The sequence below is a fragment of the Acinetobacter sp. OYA S30 genome (genome assembly GCF_033599315.1).
Classification (GTDB): Bacteria; Pseudomonadota; Gammaproteobacteria; order Pseudomonadales; family Moraxellaceae; genus Acinetobacter; species Acinetobacter baumannii.
The window spans coordinates 1-25545 of sequence record NZ_JAWVAV010000014.1; the positions used below are offsets into that span (position 1 = coordinate 1).

Genomic DNA, 25545 nt, shown 5'->3' on the forward strand with positions numbered 1-25545 from the left:
AGGGGGTTCGCGGACTGGCCTTAAGATTCCAGCACACCCAAAGGTGTCCCCCTCCGTTCCACCATAGAGGGGGCACGAGGGTGTACACACTAAAAGTATAAAACCTTTAATGCTCTTAAGGGACGATCCGCGACGATCGACTGGCAATGTAGGCCAGCAGGCAAAGAATAGTGCTCTGTCCTATTGCAGTCAAGCACACAAAATGCCATTTGTTTTAAATTAAATCATTAGAAAAGTAAGGCTAAATAATAGGTGGGTTATTGTTAAGTGGGGGTTATAGAGGGGGAATAGTTTATAAAGCAATTTCTTTGAGTGAACTGAGGATTAAATGACTAATGGCCCTATTTCACTATTAAGGACAATATAAATCCGTCCTAATTTAAATTTATAAGTACAATCAATTTTAAATTGGTCTAGTAGTAAAAGACTTATGGCTTGTGTAAGCTAATATAACTTTTAATAAAGATGTAATTTTTTTAAATATTTACTAGGTTAGAAAAAATGATAAAGCCAGATTGGGAAATATTTTCTGCAAAATTCTCTAGCAATAAAGAGTTAACTTTTGAATGGTTTTCATATTTACTATTTTGTCGAGAATTTAACCTACCTAAAGGGTGGTTTGGTTTTAAAAACCAATCAGGTATTGAAAAAAATCCTATTGAATATGATGGAGAGATTATCGGGTTCCAATCCAAATTCTATTCAACAAAACTCTCAGAACATAAGGATGATTTAATTGAAACATTAAATAAAGTAAAACGCGATTATCCTGAACTTACCAAGCTTTTATTTTACACAAACCAAATTTGGAGTCAGGCACATAACAATACTGAAAAAAGAATGACCCCTCCTCAAGCATTGGTGAATATAGAAAATAAAGCTAAAGAATTAGGCATTTTACTGGAATGGAGAGAGGCTTCATTTTTCGAATCAGAATTTGTCTGCTTAGAACACGATGATTTATCAAAGTACTTTTTTACTGAACAAGCACAACATGGGTGGCAACGTTTTGATGATTGGTCAAATACAAAAGCTGAAATCGAAGCAGAATATTATTTTGATGATAATGTGAAAGTAATTTCACCAAACCATCAACAAAATAATGAATTAAATGTTGTAGACGGTATTAATGAAATACGTCAAAAACTTAGTAGTACTGGTACCTCTGTTCGATTAATTGGTTTATCTGGCGTGGGCAAAACTCGTTTTGCACAGGCGTTATTTGATGAACGTATTGGAGAAAATAGTTTAGATCACCGAAATGTTTGGTACTGTGATTTGGGTGACTCACCCGTTCCTATGCCTGAGCACTTTATTGAAGAACTAATACAGAAAAATAAACCTTATATTTTAATTGTAGATAATTGTGGACAAGATACGCATGCCAACCTAACAAGAAAAGTTCAAAATACACAAATTGCTTTAATGACGATTGAATATGATGTAAAAGATGATTTACCTGAAAGAACAGATGTTTATAAATTAAAACCAATTAGTGTAGAAATCGTTCAAAAAGTTATTGAACGTCATTACTCTCATATTAATAGCTTAAATAGTCGTAAGATTGCAGAGTTTGCTGGTGGAAACTATCGTTTGGCTTTAGCTATAGCATCGAACATTGAAAGAACAGATAACTTAGCCCTACTAACAGACAAGGAACTTTTTGAAAGATTGTTTTGGCAGCAAGGTCACGTAGATACAGAATTATTAAAAGTTGCACAGAATTTTGCTTTAGTTTATTCGTTTAATATTGAAGATAGTGGAGAAGAAGACTCTGAACTCGATTTCTTAGCACGATTAGCAAGAGTAGATGCAGAGATTGCTATCGAAGCTATAGAAACTCTTAAGAATAAGGATATTGTACAACAGCGTGGAAAATGGAGAGCTATTTTGCCTCATGCTTTAGCAAACCACTTAGCTAAAGAACTCATTTCGACAAAATTAGTCAATAAAATTGATGAATTTACAAAAATAATGCCTACTCGGCTTCAGACCTCTTTTATTAAACGTTTAAGCTATTTGCATGATGTACCAAGAGTAAAAGACGTAGTTAATTTATGGCTTAATAATGAAGGTTGGTTAGGTGAAAAAATTTTAAATGACACTTATGATAGTCAAGATTTAGTAAAAATTCGGCTATTATCTTTTATTGCAGAAGATCAATTACTGGCTTTAATTGAGCAGAAACATGCATTAGATAAAGAATTCTTAACAAGAGAAAACACTCACTTTGTTGAATTATCTCGATTGATTCGATCTTTAGCGTATCAAGAACATAATTTTAAAAAAGCTTTTCAATTACTAGTTTATTTTGCTAAAGATGAGAAAGAAGAAGAAAATTACAATTCAATTCGTGATTTAGTTACTTCTTTATTTAGATTATATACATCTGAAACCCTAGCTGACTTAGAACAGAAAAAAGAAATATTAAATGAACTAAAATCACAAGAGGAATATCAATCTATTTTACTAGATTGTATTTCCACAGCTTTAAATTTTCATGAATATGGATATTTCATAAAAGAATCGGATGAATCAGGAAAGCATTCTAACTATGGTTATCAACCTAAGACATATGATGAAATTTGGTCCTGGGTTAAATTTTTGTTAGAAATTTTAAACGAATTAGATAATCATGGGGTAAAAAAAGTAAGAAAAATTTTTATAGATCATCTAAAAGAAATTATTTGGACTTGTGGTGAAGTTTCTATTGTACATTCTATATTAGAAAAGTTCCATAAAAGAGATTATTTCTTTGAAGCACATGCACAACTAATCAATATTATTAAATTGAATAAAGAGGAATTAAATGAGCACGCTCCTGATATACTTAATCAACTAGAAGAATTAGAAAAAATATTAAGACCACAAAATTCTAATATTGAAAATTTAATAAAATCATATCTACTTATTACAGATACTTTTTTATATAAGATAAATAAAGATTGTGATGATGAATTTATTATAGAGATTCCAGATTTCGATAATTATGAAAATTTAATTAATTATTTAAGCATTCAATTTAAAAATATTGAAAACTTAAAAAATAATATTTCACTATTACTAAATATCAAATCAATACGAGGAAAAGTAAATTATACAGAAATTTTAGGAGAGCGTATTGCATCTAGATTAGAATCCTTAGATGAATGTATTGAAATTTTAAATTCTGCCAAAATTACTGAACCATTGCTAGAATCTGACTTACTACTAGGTATAGTTAAATATTTTAAGAAAAAATCTGAAAATGAATATCAGCATCTTATAAATTTTATATCATCTAATATAAAATATAGAAAATTGGCATGTCGGATTATCTTTATAAATTGCAGTAATGATGAAGACTATCAATATTTGGCCAGTCTACTAAAGAATAAAGAAATATATTGTGAAAATGTTATTGGTTTAGCTTGGCTAAAAGCAAATAATCAAATTAGCGAAAAACAATTTGAAATTATCTTAGATGTCTTAATAGACCTAAATCTTCATAAAATAGTCCAATTTGAGTTATTTCAAGAGTGTAGCTTTCAAAAAAAGGTCTCTACAAAATATAAAAAAATTTTAATTAAACATTTGAGCTATTTTATAAGTATGGAAAACACATATACAACTAAAGATATATTAAATTATCTATTAACAAGCGACCAAACCACTATAAATAAGACCTTTAAAATTATTATTAACCACTACCAACAACAAGAATACATTAATATCAGCAATAATGACAAAAACTTCAATACATTAAAAGAATTAATTACACACCAAACATTAAAGTTTATTAAAGAATTTTGCAATGAAGAAATATTTAGAAAATTCTATTTTAATGGTTTATTTAATATTCTTCCTTATGCAAAAGAAGAAGAAGTTTTACAGTGGATAAAACACGATCAAGAAAAATTAATATTTTGGGTTGAAAACTCCAGTTTTATAGTTGAAGAAAATTGGATAGATTTGATTATTCAAATTTTGGATATTAGTGAAAATCCAACTTTAATTTTAGAAAAAATTATTAAAAATAATGTATTCTATACAAAAACAATAGAAGTTCGTTCAGGAAATATTTCAGATAATATGCGATATAAATTACCGTATCTAGCCTCTTTAAAATTGAAATTAAAAAATAAAAATACTGAAATTTTATCTTTAATTGATAAGAAAGAGCAAGAATGGATAAGGCTTATAGAGATTCAGTCTCAAAAAGATGAGCAATCAAAAAGATTAGAATCTGAAATATTTCCTTGGTAGTTCAATTAAAAAATAAGTCCATCCTAATAAAATGAAATTATTTTAATTTCTTAGTATTAATAAAAAGCCCCAAAAAAATTAGGGGCTATCTTTAAAACTAACCACACATTAAGGCGCAAGCCTATAACACGTAGACGTAAATAAAGCGACTCTATTATTCAAACCATCTGTTATCAGAACTTCATAATGCGCAAATTTTTTACTACTACCAACCTTGGTTGCCGTTGCAAATAACACCTTATCTTTAGCACCGCTCATATAGCGAATATCAGCCTGTAGGCCTGTATATGGTGCATCCCCTGCGTTACAAGCCATCGCAAAAGCAATATCGGCTAAAGAAAATATGACGCCACCATGCACGCCGCCCAAGGCATTCATGTGTTCGTCTTTCACATTAAGCTTGCAACGCGCTTCATCAAAACTGCGATGCAGCACTTGAACACCCAATAGCTCTGCGAATTGATCAACCGCAGTCGTTTCCATTTTTTGCACAAACGTCTCCCTACTCGTGCGAGTATTCCTTAAGTTTTATGAATCTATGTGTATTGAAATCGACTTGTTAAGAGCCGTTAAACGCTATCTTGTTTAATCTGATAGTTTGAAGCGCTAAAGTCCTTATAGGTCAGGCGGTCACCCAACTCTGAGCTTAAAGGCTGAACTTCTTGCATGGAGTTTAAGCATCGCTGTGCAAGTTCAATGTATTCTTGCGTGCCTCTGGTTTTCCATTTTTTTTCTTGTTCTGATAACTCACGTGCAACCTTGGCAGGACTGCCCATTGCCAATACATTTGCCGGAATTATATCTTTGGTTTTGACCAAGCTATTTGCACCAATAATGGTATTTTCACCAATTTCTGCGTAGTCCAAAATTACGCTGTTCATGCCAACCAAAACATTTTTTCCAATGCGGCAACCATGCAAAATTGCCCCATGCCCAATGTGTCCCATTTCTTCAACTAAAGTCACGCTTTGCGGAAAACCATGTACGGTGCAGCTATCTTGTATATTGGCATTTTGCTTAATATGAATACGACCAAAATCGGCACGCAATGATGCAAATGGTCCTACATATACGCCCGCTTCAATAATCACATCACCAATTAAAACAGCAGTTGGGTGTACAAAAGCCTCTGGGCTAACGACTGGAATAACACCGTCAATACTATAACAAGGCATGATTTAACCTCTCATTTGTCGCCACCAAACCTCCGAAACGGCGCCAATAATGTGCTGTGGCATTTGGCATTGGTCCTTCTGCTGTTGCGGCAACAGACAAGAAGTATTCATCCGCAGGTTCAAATACTTTTTTATAAATATTCATTGATAAAGTTCGTGCACTTATCGCGGGCCAGTCAGTTGGCAACAGCTCAAGCGGTAATGCTGGGTCTTTCAATAAAATCCGTCGATAATAATGAATCAGCAAAGTTCGAATTTGAAAGGCCTGAACCGGTTCGAGTTGTTCGTTTTCCTGCATCAGCAATACGCCAATTTCTCTAAAAATATCGAGAAACTGTAAATATCTTTGGCGTAATTCATCGATAGGCCAGTTGGTTCTGAGCATACGCCCAATGGTATCAACCGAGTTATTAAAGAGCTGCAAGGTTTCAGCTTTAAACACCACCACTTGCTCACTCATATTTAAGTCAACCAACAAGCGTTGCAGTTCAATACGGTTACAACCCGGATAAGCCATTAGGTTTGTCGAAATATTGGCAAATCCTAACCATTCGAGTTCTTTCTTTAACAACGCTTTATTTTCAGTATCGAGACTAGACATCAGAATAAGATCCCAATAATGGTCCCACTCTTTCATCTGGTCGTTATAAATGCGTTGCTCGGCCTGCAAATAAGTCGAACGGCTCGAATCGGTAATGCGATAAAAACTGGTTCTGCCGATTTTGTCTGAACATAACCAATCATTTTTAACTAAACGAAAAACAGAGGTTCTTACAGCACGGTCATTAAAACCAAACAGCTCTAATAACTGAATCAGGCTTGCAAGACTAATGTTTCCACCCCGATGAAGTACTGAATCTCCAAAAATTGTCGAAATAAGCGAAGTTCCACTTAAGGTTTCATTCTTTACAACAGAATCAATTATTTGCTGTATTTTTGCACTCATACTCATGTCTTGGCGTTTAGTTTCAGGGTATAGATTCTATACCCTGAATGATCTTGATGTTAAGCAATCTGACGCATATCGATTACCCGTTTTGCCTTGCCTTCCGAACGAGGTAAGGTCGCTTCTGTCACAACTTCTACAGTAACGCTAATCCCAATCATGGTTTTAATACGTTTCATCAACTCCTGAGCAAGTTGATTGGCCTGTATAGTACAGTTATGACACATCTCTGTACGAATATGCAAAGTATCCATATGGCCTTTTTTAGTCACCAAAATTTCATAATTTGGAACTAAATGTGGAACTTGCAAAATTTGCTCTTCAATTTGGGTCGGGAAAACGTTCACACCGCGAATAATCAGCATGTCGTCACTGCGGCCCACTATTTTATCCATTTTACGCATTGCCAGATTTTCACCCGGCAGTAAGCGGGTCAAATCACGAGTACGGTAACGAATAATCGGTAAGCCTTCTTTGGTAATGGTGGTAAAGACTAGCTCGCCAAGTTCGCCATCTTTACAGACTTCACCTGTTTCAGGGTTAATAATTTCAGGGTAGAAATGATCTTCCCAAATGGTTAATCCCTCGCCCTCACCTAAGCACTGCATCGCAACACCCGGTCCCATCACCTCAGACAAACCATAAATATCGAGTGCTTTAATATTGAGACGTTCTTCAATTTCACGGCGCAGTTCGTTGGTCCACGGCTCGGCACCAAAAATACCGACTTTTAAAGACGTATTACGTGCAGTACCAAATTGTTGCTCAAGCTTTTCAATAATGCTCACGCAATACGATGGCGTAACCATAATTGCAGTCGGTTTAAAGTCTTGAATAAGCTGAACTTGCTTTTCAGTTTGCCCGCCAGACATTGGAATAACCGTCGCACCTAAACGCTCGGCACCATAATGTGCGCCTAGTCCACCTGTAAATAGTCCATAGCCATAAGCCACCTGAACCATATCTTTCGCGGTTAAACCTGCCATGCGTAAGCAACGCGCAACAATGTCCGACCAAGTGTTAATATCTTTTTGGGTATAACCCACCACCGTCGGTTTACCCGTTGTACCCGATGATGCATGTAAACGCACAATTTGCTCTTGCGGTACGGCAAACATCCCAAACGGATAGTTGTCTCTTAAATCCTGTTTGGTGGTAAATGGAAACTTTGCCAGATCGTCTAAAGTGACGAAGTCATCAGGATGTACACCTGCTTCATCGAACTTTTTCTTATAGACCGGACTATTTTCATATACAAAAGTCAGGGTTTGCTTTAACCGTTTCGTTTGCAGCTCTCTAAGCTCTGCAAGTGTTAATTGCTCAACATTATCCATTGTAAGGCTGTCCATCGCCTCTCTCCTCATTATGTAATTTTAAAAACCGTCTAAATTAATTTAAGTTTTCCAAAATCAGTGCGACACCTTGTCCAACACCTACACACATCGTGCAAAGTGCATAGCGTCCACCGCGTTTTTTTAGCTCACGTGTTGCGGTAATGACTAAACGTGTACCACTCATACCGAGCGGATGTCCGAGTGCAATCGCACCACCATTTGGGTTAACGCGTTCATCGTCATCTTTTAAACCAAGTTCACGCATACAAGCCAAAGATTGGGCTGCGAATGCTTCATTCAGCTCAATCACATCCATCTGATCTAGCGTTAAACCTGTTTGCTTTAAAATTTTCTGTACAGCCGGAACAGGACCTATACCCATATATTTGGGTTCAACCCCTGCACTTGCAATGCCTATCACGCGTGCTAAAGGTTTTAAACCATGTGTATCTGCAAATTCACGGTTGGTAATTAACACACACGCAGCACCATCATTTACACCAGAGGCATTTCCGGCAGTCACCGAACCACCTTCTTTTTTAAACGGTGCTTTTAGTTTAGCGAGTGCTTCAAGTGTCGTTTCACGCGGATGTTCGTCTCGATTAACAACGTTCACGTTTTTCTTACGGTCTACAATCTCGACAGGCAAAATCTCATCGTTAAAGAAACCGTTTTGTTGTGCCGCAGCGGTTTTTTGTTGGCTACGCAATGCAAACGCATCTTGGTCTTCACGACTAATCTGATATTTTTCAGCTACATTCTCGGCTGTTTCAGGCATGCTGTCGGTGCCGTATTGCGCTTTAAGTTGCTTATTTACAAAACGCCAGCCAATGGTGGTGTCATAAATTTCAGGTGTACGGCTAAAGGCTTCGGTCGGTTTAGCTTGTACAAATGGCGCACGGCTCATCGACTCTACACCACCTGCCAACACGAACTGCGCTTCACCTGCTTTAATTGAGCGTGCCGCAAGTCCTACCGCATCTAAACCCGATGCACACAGACGATTGACCGTCATCGCTGGTACACTATCAGGTAAGCCTGCCAAGAGTGTTGCCATACGTGCAACGTTACGGTTGTCTTCACCTGCTTGGTTAGCACATCCTAAAAACACTTCGTCTACCGTATTCCACGGCAAGTTCGGGTGTTTATCTTTTAAATATTTGATGGGCAATGCAGCTAAATCATCTGCACGTACTGCACTTAGGGCACCTGCATATCGTCCAATTGGGGTACGAATAAAATCGCAAATTAAAACGTCTTCCATGTTGACTCCTGATTATGCAAATTCGGTCATATCACGTGAATATTGGGTAGCAATGTTTTGGGTTTTCGCTACATATTGCTTGAGATAGATACTCGCGCGATATTTTTCCTCTCCATACAGTGCATATAAGTTATTTAAGGTTTGGAGCACATACGCACCACCCATTTGTGTCAACCACTGGTAAGGACCTTTAGGATAATTCACTCCATATTTCATGGCATTATCAATATCTTCCAGACTCGCAACACCATGTAAACTTGCTTCGCAGGCTTCATTAATGAGTAAAGCGATGGTGCGCAAGGTTAACAGTGCCGGATGGTCTTTAATCCACATCACGCTGATACCAAACTGTGCAAAATAAGCTTCAACTTTAGCCAGATCACTTGCTTCACAAAGTTCGTTATGACTGAGTACTAAAGCCTCTGCGTGCTCAAAATCATGGTGCCAATCCATTAAAACCACTTTACGGCTCAGGTAATGAATATTGGCAGACTCACCTTGGCTTAAACGTAAGTCGATATCATCAATTTGAAGGGTATTGTCGTCACTCGCAGATCCGCTTTTTAAACCCAAACGCGTTAAAAAAGCAGGTAGCTGAGACCAAGTCCCTTTTAGCTGAATATGGGCATCGACTGGTTTGGCAACCACAGCTTGAGGCTGAAATGTCTCGTACTGATTTTTTTCGTTATAGGTATAAAAGCCTTGTTTTGACTTACGGCCCCAAGCACCTGCATCGACCAATTCTTTTTGAATGAGGCTTGGACGGTAGCGTGGTTCGTAAAAAAACTCTTGGTAAACGCTTTGCGTCACTGAAAAGTTAACATCTTGCCCAATGAGGTCGGTTAGTTCACAAGGCCCCATCGCAAAACCGCCACATTGCTTTAAGGCATAATCTAGCTGGTCATAGCTGGTGACTTGTTCTTGCAGTGCTCTAAAGCCTTCTGCATAAAACGGCCGTGCAATTCGGTTAACAATAAAACCGGGAGTCGACTTGGTGAGTACCGGAATTTTTTTCCAATTCAACATCAAATTTTTTAGAGCCAAACATAAGCTGTTTGGTGTTTTTAAGCCTTGTACAATTTCAACCAGTTTCATAACTGGTGCAGGATTAAAAAAGTGTAAACCCACCACGCGCTCAGGATGAGCAATACCAGCCGAAATTGCAGTCACTGAAATTGAAGATGTGTTACTTGCAAAAATGGTTTGCGCACTACAAATCTCAGCGAGTTGCTGAAATAAAGACTGTTTAACTTCTTTTTTCTCAACGACCGCTTCAATCACTAAGTCAGCATCACGCAGCGCTTCAACTTGGTTGACCACAGTTAAACGCGCTAAGGCTTCATCCGCTTGCTGTTGGGTAAGCTTGCTCTTTTCAACCAGCTTTTTAAACGTCTGCCCTAAACCTTGAACGGCTTGTTGCGCTTTTTGAGCATCTAGATCATATAAAACGGTCGAGTGCCCATTAACGATGGCTAACTGGGCAATGCCGATGCCCATAGTGCCAGAACCAATAACGGCAATTCGGGCACGAGATAAGTCTAAATCTGTCATGCTTAGCGCCCTTTAAAATTTGGTTCACGTTTATTCATAAAGGCTTGCACACCTTCACGGTAGTCTTCGGAACGGCCCGCAATACGTTGTAAGTCACGCTCTAAAAGCATTTGCTCATCAAAGGTGTTATTGCTTGATTGATGAATGGCTTTTTTAATGAGAGATAGACCAAATGTAGGCTGTTTCGCTAAACGTTCAGCGAGTTCAGTGACTTTTGTTTTAAGCTCGGCGTCTTCAACAACATCCCAAATCATGCCCCATTCTTTTGCGGTTTCTGCTGGGAGCTTGTCACCTAACAAAGCCAATCCCATAGCACGTGCATGACCTACAGCACGTGGTAAAAACCATGTACCAGCCGAGTCTGGAACCAAACCTAAACGGCAAAAGGCTTGTACAAAGTTTGCCGATTTAGCTGCTATCACTAAGTCACACGCCAGTGCAATATTTGCCCCTGCACCTGCTGCTACACCATTTACGGCGCAAATCACAGGCTTTGGCATATTTACAATCGTTTTAATGAGCGGGTTATAGTAAGTTTCAATGGAATATCCTAAATCTGGAGCTTCAGCGTTTGGGTCTACTACACGATCACCTAAATCTTGGCCTGCACAAAAGCCGCGACCTTCGCCACTAATCACCACACAGCGAACATCCGGATTTTTGGTCCACAGGTTTAAAACCTCAGCCACTTCACGGTGCATATCAACGTTAAAGCTATTCAGTGCTTTTGGGCGGTTAAATGTCAGGTAACCAACACCATTTTTTTCTTCAGCAATAATATTTTGATAGTCCATCACTCACCTCTAAACACTGGCTTTCTTTTCTCAAAGAAAGCATTAATCCCTTCGTTTCGATCTTTTGTAGCCGCCAGCCAGACAAAGTTTTGACGTTCAAACTTGAGTCCCTGACTTAACGTTGTTTCATGAATACTTTTAATTGATTGTTTAATCACGCGAATCGCTAAAGGCGCTTGTTTGGCAATTTTGGCTGCCAGTTGAACCGCATATTCAACGGTTAATTCGGTCGGCACCACTTGACTGCAAATGCCATGTTGCTCGGCTTGTTTTGCCGAAATCATCTCACCTGTCATACTCCAGCGCATGGTGAGTTGTTGTCCAACCAAGCGTGCTAAACGCTGTGTTCCGCCTGCACCCGGCAACATACCTAAGGTAATTTCAGGTAAAGCGAATCGGGCATTTTCACCGCAAATCACCATATCTGAATGCAAAACCAACTCGAACCCAGCGCCTAAGGCATAGCCATTGACTGCGCTAATGAGTGGCTTACTAAACGCATCAATTTTCTGCCAAAGCTTCGGGCGAATATCGAGTTGCAAAGACACGGCGTCCATTGCAGCCAACTCACTAAGATCTGCTCCAGCCGCAAAACACTGAGCGTTACCCGTTAAAACCACTGCTTTGACTTGAACATTATGTTCAGCTTCTTCGAGCAACTCGCATAAACACTGCAATGTTGCATTGTTTAAAGCATTTCTTTTTTCTGGACGGTTTAGGGTTAATAACAAAACACCGTCAGCAGCTGTACTGGCTTTGATCAACTCTTGCATGACAGCCTCTATTCATCAAAACTCAAGCGAACATTTGAGCCTTTTGGTAAGGTCTGACAGCTCAGCACATAGCCCTTTTCAACTTCATCTTCTTCAAGACTATAGTTAAGGAACATGTCGACTTCGCCAGAAAGCACCTTACAACGACAGGTCGCACACACCCCACCTTTACATGCATACGGTAAGTCGGCACCTGCACGTAAAGCCGCATCAAGAATACTTTCATCATCTTGAGCCACAGAAACAATCAGCTCACGACCATCTAAAATGATGTTTACTTTTTCTTCTTTACGGTTTGCATCCGCTTCAACACTACGTTTACGCGCTTGCCCTGTATGGAAACGTTCAGTGTGAATGCGCTCTTTGGCAATACCAAAGTTCGGTAAAGTATTTTCTACGGCATTCATCATTTCGTCCGGGCCGCAGGCAAAAACATGGTCAAAATTTGTTTCAAGCACTTCAAAATCAAAAAGTTGCTTAAGCTTTTCTGCATCAATACGACCGTTCATTAGTTCACTATCGTTGAACTCACGAGAAAAAATATTGATGAGTTGAAAGCGTTCTTTGAACTGATCTTTCAAATCCATAATTTGCTCGGCAAACATGGTTTGTTTCCATGAGCGATTGCCATAGAGCAAGGTAAAGTTAGCTTCAGGTTGTTCAAATAAAACTTGTTTAATAATTGATAGAATTGGCGTGATACCACTGCCTGCCGCAACGCCTAAATAGTTTTGTCCGCCCATCTTGGCTGCTTTTTGAAAAAACACACCTTGTGGTGGCATGACTTCAAGCACATCGCCCACTTTTAAATGGTCATTGGCCCAGTTTGAAAATTGACCCTGATCAATTTTTTTAACCGCAATACTGATGTCTTCTTTGCCTGCATAGCTACAAATTGAATAGCAACGGCGGATTTCACCCGCTTCAGTTAAATGGCGAATGGTTAAGTGTTGCCCCGGTTGAAATTGAAATTGTTCTTGTTGTTCAGGTACAACGTCAAATGCAATACAAATTGCCTGATCGGTTTGCGGTGTAATACTTTTTACTTTTAATGGTACAAATTGGCTCATGGCTGATTTCCTTATCTAAAGACTTAAATACATTTGAAGTAATCAAAAGGCTCAAGACAGTCCTGACATTTATAAAGTGCTTTACAGGCGGTAGAACTAAACTCTGTTAACAGTCGAGTATGTCGGCTTTTGCAACGTGGGCACTCGACACCATCATTTAAATGAACGTGAGTTCCACACTGATGCGCCAACCCTTCAGGTGGTGCAATGCCATAAACTTGCAGTTTCTTTTTCCCTGCTTCAGACATCCAGTCCGTGGTCCATGCTTCTGATAAATCGACCATGACTTTGACCGGTGTCAAAGCTTCTGCGGTAAATGCCTCAACAATTTGTGTTTTGAGCATATCTGTTGCTGGGCAACCGCTATATGTTGGAGTTAGACGAACAATAATTTCTTGTTGATCGTTAATCTCTACACCGCGAATCATGCCCAAATCGACAACCGATAAAACCGGAATTTCAGGGTCGCTTACCGTTTGTAGAACATCCCAACATTGGTCGATGCAATGACGAATCATTTGCATGGCTCACCTCCTTGTCTTACCAGGTCATTCCCGGATAAGTTCTTTGAATACATTGCATTTCAGCCAACAAATAACCCAAATGCTCGGTATGCAATCCTTGTTTCGCACCACGGCGATAAGCACCGTTCACAGCAACATTTAATTCAAAACGCTTAAGCTCATCTGCAATGGTTTGGTTCCATTGTTCTTTTTCATTTGAAAAATCTGGAATCACGCCTTCTGCAACTAGTGCTTGCTCGTCTGCACTCAGTTCAAATAATTCAGCGGTAAAGCGCCATAAATTATTTAAACCGTCTTGCACACGTTGATGCGCTTCATCTGTGCTTAAACTTAAACGTTCCATCCAGCTTGTCGAAAAGCGGATGTGATACTTCACTTCTTTTAAAGATTTCACAGCAAGCGCACTTAATTCAGGAAGTGAGCTTTGTGCTAAAGCCGTAAATAAATGAAGATGGTAATGGTCCATCAACCACTGGCGTACAATCGTTTGTGCAAAGTCACCATTGGGTTGTTCACACAACAATAGGTTTAAAAACTCACGTTCTGTACGGAAATACGCAAGTTGGTCTTCATCACGCTTAGCTTCATCATATTGACCAGCCAAAGTTAGAAAGTTTCTTGCTTGACCTAACAAGTCCAAGCCGATATTGGCTAAGGCAATATCAATTTCAAGCTCAGGTGCATGCCCGCACCATTCAGCCAAACGCTGAGATAAAACCAGTTGGCTGTCGCCAATATGTAATAAGAATTTAGATAAAACTGAATGATTCATTTGCCATTCCCCTTACATGTGCTCAATGCCATCTGGGATATGGTAAAAAGTCGGATGACGATAAACCTTGTCTAAAGAAGGATCGAAAAATTCAGCTTTTTCATCTGGCTGTGATGACTTAATCAATTCTGAACGAACTACCCAAATGCTAATTCCTTCATTACGGCGCGTGTAAACATCACGAGCATGTTGCAGTGCAATTTCATCATCAGGTGCTCTTAAGCTGCCTACATGACGGTGGCTTAAGCCTTGTTTACTACGTACAAATACTTCGTAGAGCGACCAGTTGTTTTTATCTTCCATTTTGATTTCCTCAAATTTTTCCATAAATCTTGTTAAGCCACTTTGTTCGCTTCAAGCTGCTGTTTTTTCGCGTAGACCACTGCTGCATCACGAACCCATTTGCCGTTTTCCCATGCTTTACGGCGTGCTTCGATACGCTCGTGATTACATGGTCCACGTCCGGCAATTACTTCATTAAATTCGTGCCAGTCAATCTCGCCAAACTCATAGTGGCCTGTTTCTTCATTGAACTTTAAATCTGAGTCCGGTACTTCCAAGCCAAGTTGCAACACTTGAGGTACGGTGTTATCGACAAACTTTTGACGTAATTCATCGTTACTAAAGCGTTTGATTTTCCACGCCATACTTTGTGCGCTGTTTGGAGAGTGCTCATCACTTGGACCAAACATCATGAGTGCTGGCCACCAGAAACGGTTCACTGCATCTTGGGCCATCTGTTTTTGTTCCGGTGTACCGTTTGCCAAAGCCATCATGGCTTCAAAACCTTGACGTTGGTGGAAACTTTCTTCTTTACAAATACGTACCATCGCACGTGCATATGGCCCATATGAAGTACGGCAAAGCGCAACTTGGTTCACAATGGCTGCCCCATCGACAAGCCAACCAATTGCAGCGACATCTGCCCAAGTCAAAGTTGGATAGTTAAAGATTGATGAGTATTTCATTTTCCCATTAATCAACTTTTCCATCATGTCATCACGGTCAGCACCTAAGGTTTCTGCTGCGCTATACAGATATAAACCATGACCCGCTTCATCTTGTACTTTCGCGAGCAAAACCGCTTTGCGTTTTAAAGTTGGCGCACGAGTAATCCAGTTTCCTTCAGGCAACATACCTACAATTTCAGAATGGCCATGTTGCCCGATTTGACGAATCAATGTTTTGCGGTAGGCATCAGGCATATGATCCTTAGCCTCGATCGTAATTTCATTGGCAATATTTTGTTCAAATTTCTGGTAATTGTTTTCCATTCTTTCATTCCCTGTAGGTATCACCCTTAAATCTATTTTTCGATACACAAAAAACAAAGTCAACTAATTTTTTAGTATCAAATTAAATCCACAACAATAAAACACATCAAGTTATTGAAATTACTAATTTTAAACTAATTGTAAAAAACCTTTTTACTTTTATAAATCAAAATAAAGTTGACTTTTAGACAAATTAATCTGAAATTATGAATCATATTTTCACAATTTTTATAATTGATGTATCACATAAAAAAGGAGTTTGGTCATGCTTGAACAAGCACACCTAGAAGGAACCTCAACTGACACAGATTTTCAGCAGTCTGAGCATCAACTGCCTCATCTTGCTTCTTATGTCTATGGAACATGGCATTCGTCTGACGAAGAATTACGTACCGTTTATCATGCCATTACAGGTGAATCGATTTATGCCGTAAGTAGTCATGGCATAGATATGAAACGTGTTGTTCAGTATGCCAAACAGAATGGTTCAGAACTGGCTAACTGGACGTTTCACCAACGTGCTAATGCGTTAAAACAAATTGCCCAACATTTACTTGAACGTAAGGAAGACTTCTACAAACTTGCTTATGCCACAGGCGCAACTCGTAAAGATGCGTGGATTGATATTGAAGGTGGGATCCAGACATTATTTGCTTATTCAAGTCTGGTTCGCCGTGAACTCAATGATGAAAAAATTATTACTGAAGATAGCTGGATTCAATTATCTAAAAATGGGACTTTTGGTGCTAAACACATTTTAAGTCCTAAAGCAGGTGTTGCCGTTCACATTAATGCTTTTAACTTCCCAATTTGGGGAATGCTTGAAAAGATTGCACCGACGCTACTTGCAGGCGTGCCATGTATTGTGAAACCAGCAACCGATGGTGCCCAATTAACTCAAGCAGTTGTAAAAGCCATTGAAGAAACACATGTCTTACCAAAAGGCTCACTACAACTCATTTGCGGTCAGACTTATGACCTGTTAGAACAGTTAGGCCCACAAGACTGCGTGACTTTTACAGGTTCTGCCTACACAGGCCAAAAACTACGTAACCACCCTCACCTCAATAAATATTCGATTCCATTTAGTATGGAAGCCGACTCGGTAAACAGTGCAATTTTAAGCCCTGAGGCAAATGAAGAAACTGTCGATTTATTTGTGCGTGAAGTCTTCCGTGAAATGACCACCAAAGCAGGCCAAAAATGTACTGCCATTCGTCGTGCTTTCGTTCCTGAAAATTTATTAGCGACTGTGCAAGAAAAACTAACTGCCAAACTTGCTAAAGTTGTGGTGGGCGACCCTCAAAAAGAAGAAACCACCATGGGTGCTTTAGCGAGCATCAAACAAAAACATGATGTTGCAGAAAAAGTTGCCGAACTCAGCAAAGATGCAAAAATTGTTTTTGGTGGCAACGATAGTTTTACATTTAATGCAGATCATCCTGAAAAAGGTGCTTTTTTCGCTCCAACTTTATTGGTGTGCGAACAGCCTTTACAAGCAATGAATGTTCATACCACGGAAGCTTTCGGTCCGGTATGTACACTCATGCCATATCAAAACATTGAAGAACTAGCTGACCTTGTTTCACGTGGTGAAGGTAGCCTAGTGGCTTCTGTCGTTAAAAATAACGATGAGAATATTGAGCAGATTATTCAAAAAATTGCGCCTTGGCATGGACGTGTGCATGTACTCGATGCAGAGTCAGCAAAAGAAAGTACAGGTCATGGTTCACCACTTCCACATTTAGTACACGGCGGCCCTGGCCGTGCAGGTGGCGGTGAAGAGTTAGGTGGTATTCGCGCCGTTAAACACTACATGCAGCGCACTGCAATTCAAGGTTCACCAAACAGCCTGACGCAAATTACCCATTCATGGACTGCTGGCTCAAAAGTTAATGAAGACCGCGTACATCCATTTAAGAAGTCTTTTGATGAGTTAGTGATTGGTGAGCGTTTATTAACTGCGCGCCGTACAGTGACTGAAGCCGATATTGTCAATTTTGCTTGTTTAAGCGGTGACTACTTCTATGCACATACTGACAAAATCGCAGCGGCCGAGTCTTTCTTTGGAGAGCGTGTGGCACACGGTTACTTCATTGTGTCTGCTGCAGCAGGTCTATTTGTAGATGCAGCACAAGGCCCTGTGATTGCCAACTACGGTATGGACAACTTACGTTTTGTTGAACCAGTTAAAATCGGTGATTCAATCCAAGTTGAACTTACCTGTAAACAAAAAACCCCTAAACCACAAAAAGACCCGTCTCAACCTGCGCATGGCGTTGTAGTATGGGATATTAAAGTCAAAAACCAACGTGGTGAACTTGTCGCAACCTACGACATTTTAACCTTAGTTGCTCGCGAGGCTTAATGTTTAAAATGAGATGGGGTCACCTCGTCCCCATCTCATTTTTTTAGCACTCAATGGCGTTAACAGCGAGGCCGCCTTTTGAAGTCTCTTTATATTTCTCAGACATATCTCTGCCCGTCTCCTTCATAGTCTGAATGACTTTATCTAGTGTGACAAAGTGTTCATCGTCATCATGAAGTGCCATTTGGGCTGCATTAATGGCTTTTACGGCTGCAATTGCATTTCGTTCAATACAAGGCACCTGAACCAAACCACCAATCGGGTCACACGTTAAACCTAAATTATGTTCAAGCCCAATTTCAGCCGCATGTTCCACCTGTTCAGGCGATGCTCCTAAAATCTCGGCTAAGCCTGCCGAAGCCATTGCACATGCCGAGCCGACTTCTCCCTGACACCCTACTTCTGCACCAGAAATAGAAGCATTGAGTTTACATAAAATGCCAACGGCTGCCGCACTTAAAAAGAAACGAACCACTTTATCTTCGGAAAAGTCTTTAGAGAAAGTCACGTAGTAATATAAAACTGCCGGAATAATTCCTGCGGCCCCATTTGTAGGTGCCGTCACTACTCGACCGCCAGCAGCATTTTCTTCATTTACCGCTAAGGCAAATAAATTGACCCATTCCATCGCATGAAAAGTCGTCACAATCAGGTTTGAGTTTTTCTTATTTAATAACTTATCGTGAATTTTTTTAGCCCGACGTTTTACGTTTAATCCGCCCGGTAATATGCCTTCATTAATTAATCCGTTGTGAATACATTGCTGCATCACTTTCCAGATTTCCATAATCTTGCTACGAATCTCAGCTTCACTACGCCAGCTTTTTTCATTTTCAAGCATTAACTCACTCACTGATAAATGATGAGTTCTACATAAGCTTAAAAGTTCAGCCGCACTGTGAAACGGATATGGAACCTTAACGTCGTTAGTTTCAGTTTGAGTTGTTGCTAATTGCCTTTGGCTAACAATAAAACCGCCACCAACCGAATAGTAAGTTTCTGCATATAAAATTTCTTGAGCCTCGTTATACGCAATCAGTTCCATTGCATTGGGGTGATAAGGCAAAGATTCATCTAAAAAAAGCACATCATGCTTATAGTCAAAAGAAATAGTCTTTTGCTGATTAAGCTGGATGGCTTTATTTTCAAGAACATCTTCAATCAAGCTTGTACTTACTTGGGTATCAATATGTTCAGGATCAAAACCCATTAAACCTAACAGAACAGCCTTATCTGTCGCATGACCAACACCGGTTGCCGACAGCGAACCGTATAACTTCACCTGAACTCTAACCGTTGCTTGTAAATCGTTTTGCTTCAATAAATCTTCCACAAAACTGTATGCCGCACGCATAGGTCCAACTGTATGGGAGCTAGATGGGCCGATGCCAATTTTAAAAAGATCAAATACACTAATAAACACGTGGTCCTACCTTCGATTCATTATTATTCGTATGTTCGTCATTATTGTGTCCTTTCGGATAGCTTTAAAATTATCATTAAGCTATCTATAAAGCACTGAAAATAAATGGTTCATTGCCTAAAAACAACACAATCAATTGCTAATACAGCCTTTTTAAAAAATTGAATTTTCCATTAATTTAAATGGTAAATGACTCAACCAATATTGAAGAATTGTTCTTTTGAGCAAATAAAATCACAAACCTTTGCCAATTTTTTATAAAAAATATTTGGTTTTCAAGTTATTCACTTGAAATTTAAAATGTTTAAAATCAATTAAAAACAAACATTTACATAGAATTTAAATCATTCATTGCCCATAAATAGAATAAAAATTCCCCTATTTACCAATAACCATATATCGTATACGATATATGAAAGAACAATAGTTCTGTCGTTAAGGAAAACGTAATGACAAGTCAGTTTAAAAAACAGTTATCTCTAATGGATCTTACATTCATTGGCTTAGGCGCCATTTTCGGTTCAGGATGGTTATTTTCAGCAAGTCATGTGGCCTCTCAAGCCGGCCCTGCGGGTATATTGTCATGGATTATTGGGGGCTTTGCCGTTTTAATTCTGGGAATTATTTATTGTGAGTTAGGCGCAGCCTTACCCCGAGCAGGAGGTATTATCCGTTATCCCGTATTTTCACATGGCCCATTACAAGGATATTTATTGGGTTCTGTGACCGTAATTGCCTTTTCAAGTTTAATTGCAATTGAAGTCGTCGCTGCCCGCGAATATGCAGCCGCATGGTTCCCTTCTCTTACCGCCGTACATGATGGTGTTCGAACTCCAACGACCATTGGATGGTTGTTTCAGTTTGCACTTTTATGCGTATTTTTTGCATTGAACTATTACAGCGTAAAAACCTTTGCAATTGCCAACAACCTCATCAGTGCATTGAAATTTGCTGTTCCGGTTTTAGTGATGGTTGCACTTCTATACCATTTTAAACCTGCAAACTTTTCAATGACCGAGTTTGCTCCAATGGGCGCTCACGGCGTACAAGGTGCCGTATCTGCTGGCGGTATTATTTTTGCGTATTTGGGTTTAACGCCGATTATTTCGGTAGCAAGTGAAGTAAAACGTCCTCAATTTACGATTCCTTTTGCACTCATCTTATCTGTCGTTTTGGCAACGATTATTTATGTAGTGCTTCAAGTTGCTTTCTTAGGTGCAGTACCTACCGATATGTTAGCAAATGGTTGGTCAGGACTTAGTGACAAGTTCCCATTACCTTACCGCGACATTGCCATGTTATTAGGTTTGGGATGGTTAGCACTGTTAGTTGTTTCAGATGCCATTATTTCTCCGTCTGGCTGCGGCAATATCTATATGGCTGCAACTCCACGTGTCATTTATGCATGGTCGAACAGTAATACATTCTTCCGTATTTTTACGCGTGTAGATCCAAAATCTGGTATTCCACGTTATGCGTTATGGTTAACGTTTGCACTTTCAGTATTTTGGACCATGCCGTTTCCATCTTGGGATAAATTAATTTCCGTAGTTTCGGCAGCTTTAGTTTTAAGTTATGCCCTTGCTCCTGTCACAGTGGGTGCTTTACGCCGTAATGCTCCTGAGCTTGAACGTCCATTCTATGTAAAAGGATTTACTGTTCTCGGGCCTCTCGCTTTTGTCATTGCGTCTTTTATTGTGTATTGGTCTGGCTGGAATGTCATTTCATGGTTATTAGGCGCACAAATCGTGTTGTTTGCACTCTATGTCATTTTTAAGCGCTACGTGCCAACCCAAGAAGTCAGCCTTGCCCAACAGTTAAAGTCATCAGCGTGGCTTCTTGTTTACTACATTTTAATGATTCTTGCCTCTTACCTTGGCAGCTTCGGTGATGGCGCATCACACCTATTAGCCGCGCCTTTCGACACTTTATTCGTCATGGTGATTTCTCTTGGTTGCTACTACTGGGGAATACGCTCAGGTTTACCAAAAGCACTGATTAAAAATGACGATGAAGCTTAGCAATCGTTTGCTTAAACACATATAAGTTAAGGTTTTCTTTTGATTAATATCGTATACAAAATACAATATCTTCAAATGTAAAACCTTCGCTTTGATAACTCTCTAACGTCAGAAGAACCACTTTTGGCGTTCACTCTCAAGTGAGGTTGATAATGTTAAATATTACTGGTCAAAATTTTATTGCAGGCCAACGTTCAAGTGCAGGCAGTAAGTTTGTATTAAGCTACGATGCTGCAACAGATGAAGCATTACCTTATCAGTTTGCTCAAGCAACTCCTGAAGAAATTGATCAGGCAGCTCAAGCAGCTGCATTGGCTTATCCGACTTTTAGACAAACTACGCCTGAACAACGCGCTGTTTTTCTAGAAACGATTGCCAGTGAAATTGATGCGCTTGATGACCAGTTTATTGCAACAGTCTGTCAAGAAACTGCCTTACCGGAAGCGCGTATTCGCGGTGAACGTGGGCGGACTACTGGTCAATTACGCCTATTTGCTCAAGTATTACGCCGTGGTGACTATTTAGGTGCCCGTATTGATTTGGCTTTGCCTGAGCGCCAGCCACTTCCACGTCCAGATTTACGTCAATATAAAATCGGTGTTGGACCAGTGGCCGTATTTGGTGCAAGTAACTTCCCTCTCGCCTTTTCTACTGCGGGTGGCGATACCGCTTCAGCACTTGCGGCTGGATGTCCAGTTATTGTGAAGGCTCATAGCGGTCACATGGCAACAGCCGAATCAATTGCAAATGCCATTTGTAGTGCGATTGAGAAATGCGCCATGCCAAAAGGTATCTTTAGCATGATTTATGGTCAAGGTGTCGGTGAGCCACTGGTAAAACATCCTGCAATTAAAGCCGTTGGATTTACCGGTTCACTCAAAGGTGGTCGTGCTCTATGCGATTTAGCTGCTGCACGTCCTGAACCCATTCCTGTTTTTGCCGAAATGTCGAGCATTAACCCAATGATTTTATTACCCGAAGCTCTAAAAGTGCGTGGTGATAAAATTGCGACCGAACTTAGTGGTTCAGTGGTTTTAGGCTGCGGTCAGTTTTGTACCAATCCCGGTTTAATTATTGGAATTAAATCACCTGAATTTAGCCAATTCCTTGAGCATTTCAAGGCTGCAATGGCTCAACAACCGCCACAAACTATGCTTAACAAAGGTACTTTAAGAAGCTACGAGCATGGTCTTAAAGAATTACTCGCACATGACAAGATTGAGCATTTAGCGGGTCAACCTCAACAAGGTCCGCAAGCCTATCCTCAGCTCTTTAAAGCCGATGTATCTCTTTTACTAGAGCATGATGAATTACTTCAAGAAGAAGTGTTCGGCCCAACGACGATTGTGATTGAAGTTGAATCGGCAGAGCAGCTTGCTCTCGCTTTAAATGGTCTACGTGGTCAACTTACAGCATCATTAATTGCCGAGCCACAAGATTTTGAGAACTTCGCGACCCTTATTCCATTACTCGAAGAAAAAGCAGGACGTTTACTTCTAAATGGTTACCCAACAGGTGTGGAAGTCTGCGATGCCATGGTACACGGCGGGCCATATCCTGCAACTTCAGATGCACGCGGTACATCGGTAGGAACCTTGGCAATCGAACGTTATTTACGTCCAGTATGCTACCAAAACTATCCGGATCACTTATTGCCACTCGCCCTTCAAAATGCCAATCCACTTGGTATCGCGCGCTTAGTCAATGGTGAAATGAGTAAAGCTGCTCTTTAATATTTTTAAAGGAGTTTATCCAAGTGATGAACTCCTTTTTTTAGTTCAAAGCCTCCAGCGTAACTGCACATTATTTAAATAAAAAAGTGCAAAAAATGAATAGCACGATGCTCCATCAAATCAATGCGTAATATATTTTCAAATAAGGATATTGGTATATGACGACAACACTAAAAAAGGTAGTAGCGGCCTCTATGGTCGGCTCCGTAGCAGAATGGTATGAATTTTTCCTTTATGGAACCGCTTCTGCCCTCGTCTTTGGCGAACTTTTCTTTCAACAAACTGGCAATGCTATAGATGGCATTTTGGCGGCCTTTGCCCTGTATGCCGTTGGATTTTTAGCAAGACCTCTCGGTGGCCTCGTGTTTGGGCATTACGGCGATAAAATTGGACGTAAGAAATTATTGCAAATTAGCCTGATTATTGTCGGTATCACTACTTTTTTAATGGGCTGTATTCCGACCTTTCATCAAATTGGCTATTGGGCTCCTACACTCCTAGTGATACTGCGTTTAATTCAAGGTTTTGCTTTTGGTGGTGAATGGGGCGGCGCAGTTATTTTAGTTTCAGAGCACAGTCCAGATGATCGCAGAGGTTATTGGGCAAGCTGGCCACAAACTGGTGTACCGCTCGGAAATTTAGTAGCCACACTGGTTTTATTATTACTTTCAAAAAACCTCTCACCCGAACAATTCCTAGACTGGGGGTGGCGCTGTGCATTCTGGTTCTCAGCAGTCGTGGTACTGATTGGTTTATGGATTCGAAAAAATGTAGACGATGCCGAAGTGTTTAAAGAAGCACAGGCCAAACAACAGCTTCTTGAAAAACAACAACTCGGGATTATTGAGGTTTTAAAATATCATAAGAAATCTGTTATTGCGGGTATCGGTGCCAGATTTGCAGAAAACATTTTGTACTATATGGTGGTTACTTTTTCGATCAGTTATTTAAAGTTAGTCGTCCATAAAGATACTTCGCAGATCTTACTGCTCATGTTTGGTGCTCATCTGATCCATTTCTTTATTATTCCTTTTATGGGACATTTAAGCGATATATTTGGCCGCAAACCTATTTATCTTATTGGGGCTGTACTTACTGCTTTTTGGGGTTTTGTCGGCTTTCCTTTAATGGATACAGGCAATGACTGGCTCATTATGTTAGCAATTGTGCTTGGTTTATTTATTGAGTCCATGACCTATTCGCCTTACTCTGCCCTAATGACTGAGTTATTTCCTACTCACATCCGCTATACGGCGCTTTCATTTTGTTATCAAGTCGCACCAATTATGGCAGGTTCTCTTGCTCCATTAATTGCCTTAACCTTACTCAAAGAATTTAATAGCTCAATTCCGATTTCTTTATATTTGGTTGCCGCAAGTCTGATTTCTATTGTCTCGATTTTGCTTGTGAAAGAAACCAAAGGCCGATCTCTAGCTTTTAAAGATTAATCTTTAATATACAAATTAAGCACTTAATAATCATTTTTGGGTTGTTCTATACAACCCATTTTTTTATCTAAATATTTTTGATAGAGGCCCGATACAAAGTAGGTGACATGCCTGTATGCAACTTAAACTGACGACAAAAAGCACTATGGTCGGTATAACCACAGCGCAAACCAATTTGAGTAATCGGTAAGTCAGTCGCAAGCAGTTCAGTGGCGACTTGGAGACGAATTTTGCTAATCATTTGCCGAGGCGTTAAATGGTATATTTTTTTGCAATAACGTTCTAACTGAGCCACCGACACGCCAGCAATTGCGGTCAAATGCGCCAAAGTAATGGTTTCGGCGTAATTCTTTTTAATATATTCCTCAACCTGAACCATTTTGTAAAAAGCAGGATGTGTATTTTCAGGTACATTTAAATCATTAGAAATACCCGCTATTCCTACTAACTTTCCATCCGCGTCAAATAAAGGTTCTTTATAAGTTAAACACCAACCCGACTGATTTTTTGCATATAAATGCAGCTCTAATTGCTCTGTTAACTTTTTACCACGGCGAATAACTTGCAAGTCTTGCGATGTATATATTTTTCCAAGTGAATGAGGAAAAACTTCAGAAGAGGTTTTTCCCAATATTGCAGTTTTATCCTTTAGACCGCAGCGATTTACTAATGTTTGATTGACAAAGACATAGCGTGCTTCGGTATTTTTGATGAAAAAAACCACCGAAGATAAAGCATCAAACAATGGTTCTATACTTTCCAGATTTTTTAAGAAATCTTCCAAAGTGGTAGTTAGTTTCGGAATTTGAACCAAAGTCATGAGCTAGAGC

20 protein-coding genes are annotated in these 25545 nt (G+C 39.6%); 5 read left to right on the forward strand and 15 right to left on the reverse strand.

All coding sequences use genetic code 11. The annotated features are described in order from the left end of the window. Window positions 1-501: 501 nt before the first annotated feature. The gene (locus R5R67_RS08975) at window positions 502-4245 is read left to right on the forward strand and encodes a hypothetical protein (RefSeq protein WP_002061543.1); all 3744 of its coding nucleotides are present in this window, start codon (window positions 502-504) and stop codon (window positions 4243-4245) included. Between the two features lie 108 nt (window positions 4246-4353). Here the strand turns inward: R5R67_RS08975 and R5R67_RS08980 are convergent, their stop codons facing one another. The 13 genes from R5R67_RS08980 to paaA all read right to left on the reverse strand — a co-directional run bounded on the left by R5R67_RS08980 (window position 4354) and on the right by paaA (window position 15722). Further along, window positions 4354-4737 (reverse strand): PaaI family thioesterase, encoded by a 384-nt coding sequence (locus R5R67_RS08980; RefSeq protein WP_001171039.1) that lies wholly within the window; start codon window positions 4735-4737, stop codon window positions 4354-4356. Between the two features lie 77 nt (window positions 4738-4814). Further along, window positions 4815-5420, reverse strand: a complete 606-nt coding sequence (locus tag R5R67_RS08985) for a DapH/DapD/GlmU-related protein (RefSeq protein ID WP_001112271.1) — start codon at window positions 5418-5420, stop codon at window positions 4815-4817. Beyond that, window positions 5407-6372 (reverse strand): phenylacetic acid degradation operon negative regulatory protein PaaX, encoded by a 966-nt coding sequence (paaX, locus tag R5R67_RS08990; protein WP_000062822.1) that lies wholly within the window; start codon window positions 6370-6372, stop codon window positions 5407-5409. The genes R5R67_RS08985 and paaX overlap by 14 nt, the downstream gene beginning before the upstream one ends. 53 nt (window positions 6373-6425) lie before the next feature. Further along, window positions 6426-7715: a phenylacetate--CoA ligase PaaK gene (paaK, locus tag R5R67_RS08995; RefSeq protein WP_000377856.1), complete on the reverse strand. Its 1290-nt coding sequence runs from the start codon at window positions 7713-7715 to the stop codon at window positions 6426-6428. A 40-nt stretch (window positions 7716-7755) separates the two neighbouring features. Then, a complete protein-coding gene (pcaF, locus tag R5R67_RS09000) occupies window positions 7756-8964 on the reverse strand; it encodes a 3-oxoadipyl-CoA thiolase (protein WP_000390387.1) in 1209 nt (402 codons plus the stop codon). Window positions 8965-8976: 12 nt separating this feature from the next. Continuing rightward, window positions 8977-10515, reverse strand: coding sequence for a 3-hydroxyacyl-CoA dehydrogenase (locus R5R67_RS09005; RefSeq protein WP_000130576.1), 1539 nt, complete (start codon window positions 10513-10515; stop codon window positions 8977-8979). A gap of 2 nt (window positions 10516-10517) precedes the next feature. Continuing rightward, complete coding sequence (paaG, locus tag R5R67_RS09010; protein WP_000386291.1) at window positions 10518-11309, reverse strand: 2-(1,2-epoxy-1,2-dihydrophenyl)acetyl-CoA isomerase PaaG; 792 nt, start codon at window positions 11307-11309, stop codon at window positions 10518-10520. Beyond that, the gene (locus R5R67_RS09015) at window positions 11309-12082 is read right to left on the reverse strand and encodes an enoyl-CoA hydratase-related protein (RefSeq protein ID WP_001156954.1); all 774 of its coding nucleotides are present in this window, start codon (window positions 12080-12082) and stop codon (window positions 11309-11311) included. Before R5R67_RS09015 ends, paaG begins: the two co-directional genes overlap by 1 nt. An 8-nt stretch (window positions 12083-12090) precedes the next feature. Next, entirely contained in the window at window positions 12091-13152 is a 1062-nt protein-coding gene (paaE, locus tag R5R67_RS09020; RefSeq protein WP_000077460.1) for a 1,2-phenylacetyl-CoA epoxidase subunit PaaE, read from the reverse strand. A 23-nt stretch (window positions 13153-13175) separates the two neighbouring features. After that, window positions 13176-13676, reverse strand: a complete 501-nt coding sequence (paaD, locus tag R5R67_RS09025; RefSeq protein ID WP_001177941.1) for a 1,2-phenylacetyl-CoA epoxidase subunit PaaD — start codon at window positions 13674-13676, stop codon at window positions 13176-13178. 16 nt (window positions 13677-13692) lie between these two features. Then, window positions 13693-14448, reverse strand: a complete 756-nt coding sequence (gene paaC, locus R5R67_RS09030; RefSeq protein WP_001016793.1) for a 1,2-phenylacetyl-CoA epoxidase subunit PaaC — start codon at window positions 14446-14448, stop codon at window positions 13693-13695. Between the two features lie 12 nt (window positions 14449-14460). Continuing rightward, window positions 14461-14751, reverse strand: coding sequence for a 1,2-phenylacetyl-CoA epoxidase subunit PaaB (gene paaB, locus R5R67_RS09035; RefSeq protein WP_000389648.1), 291 nt, complete (start codon window positions 14749-14751; stop codon window positions 14461-14463). 32 nt (window positions 14752-14783) lie between these two features. After that, entirely contained in the window at window positions 14784-15722 is a 939-nt protein-coding gene (paaA, locus tag R5R67_RS09040; RefSeq protein ID WP_000431122.1) for a 1,2-phenylacetyl-CoA epoxidase subunit PaaA, read from the reverse strand. Window positions 15723-15987: 265 nt separating this feature from the next. On the opposite strand from paaA, the gene paaZ reads away from it, so the two are divergent. Next, a complete protein-coding gene (paaZ, locus tag R5R67_RS09045) occupies window positions 15988-18090 on the forward strand; it encodes a phenylacetic acid degradation bifunctional protein PaaZ (RefSeq protein ID WP_000892946.1) in 2103 nt (700 codons plus the stop codon). Between the two features lie 43 nt (window positions 18091-18133). Here paaZ and R5R67_RS09050 read toward each other — a convergent pair whose 3' ends face one another. Next, complete coding sequence (locus tag R5R67_RS09050; protein WP_000470953.1) at window positions 18134-19513, reverse strand: L-serine ammonia-lyase; 1380 nt, start codon at window positions 19511-19513, stop codon at window positions 18134-18136. 449 nt (window positions 19514-19962) lie between these two features. Here R5R67_RS09050 and R5R67_RS09055 point away from each other — a divergent pair, with 449 nt between their 5' ends. The 3 genes from R5R67_RS09055 to abaF all read left to right on the forward strand — a co-directional run bounded on the left by R5R67_RS09055 (window position 19963) and on the right by abaF (window position 24715). Then, complete coding sequence (locus R5R67_RS09055) at window positions 19963-21534, forward strand: APC family permease (RefSeq protein ID WP_000203773.1); 1572 nt, start codon at window positions 19963-19965, stop codon at window positions 21532-21534. Between the two features lie 152 nt (window positions 21535-21686). After that, a complete protein-coding gene (locus R5R67_RS09060; protein WP_000932307.1) occupies window positions 21687-23267 on the forward strand; it encodes an aldehyde dehydrogenase (NADP(+)) in 1581 nt (526 codons plus the stop codon). Between the two features lie 158 nt (window positions 23268-23425). After that, complete coding sequence (abaF, locus tag R5R67_RS09065) at window positions 23426-24715, forward strand: fosfomycin efflux MFS transporter AbaF (protein WP_000214022.1); 1290 nt, start codon at window positions 23426-23428, stop codon at window positions 24713-24715. Window positions 24716-24782: 67 nt separating this feature from the next. Here the strand turns inward: abaF and R5R67_RS09070 are convergent, their stop codons facing one another. After that, window positions 24783-25535, reverse strand: coding sequence for an AraC family transcriptional regulator (locus tag R5R67_RS09070; protein WP_000177074.1), 753 nt, complete (start codon window positions 25533-25535; stop codon window positions 24783-24785). Window positions 25536-25545 lie beyond the last annotated feature (10 nt).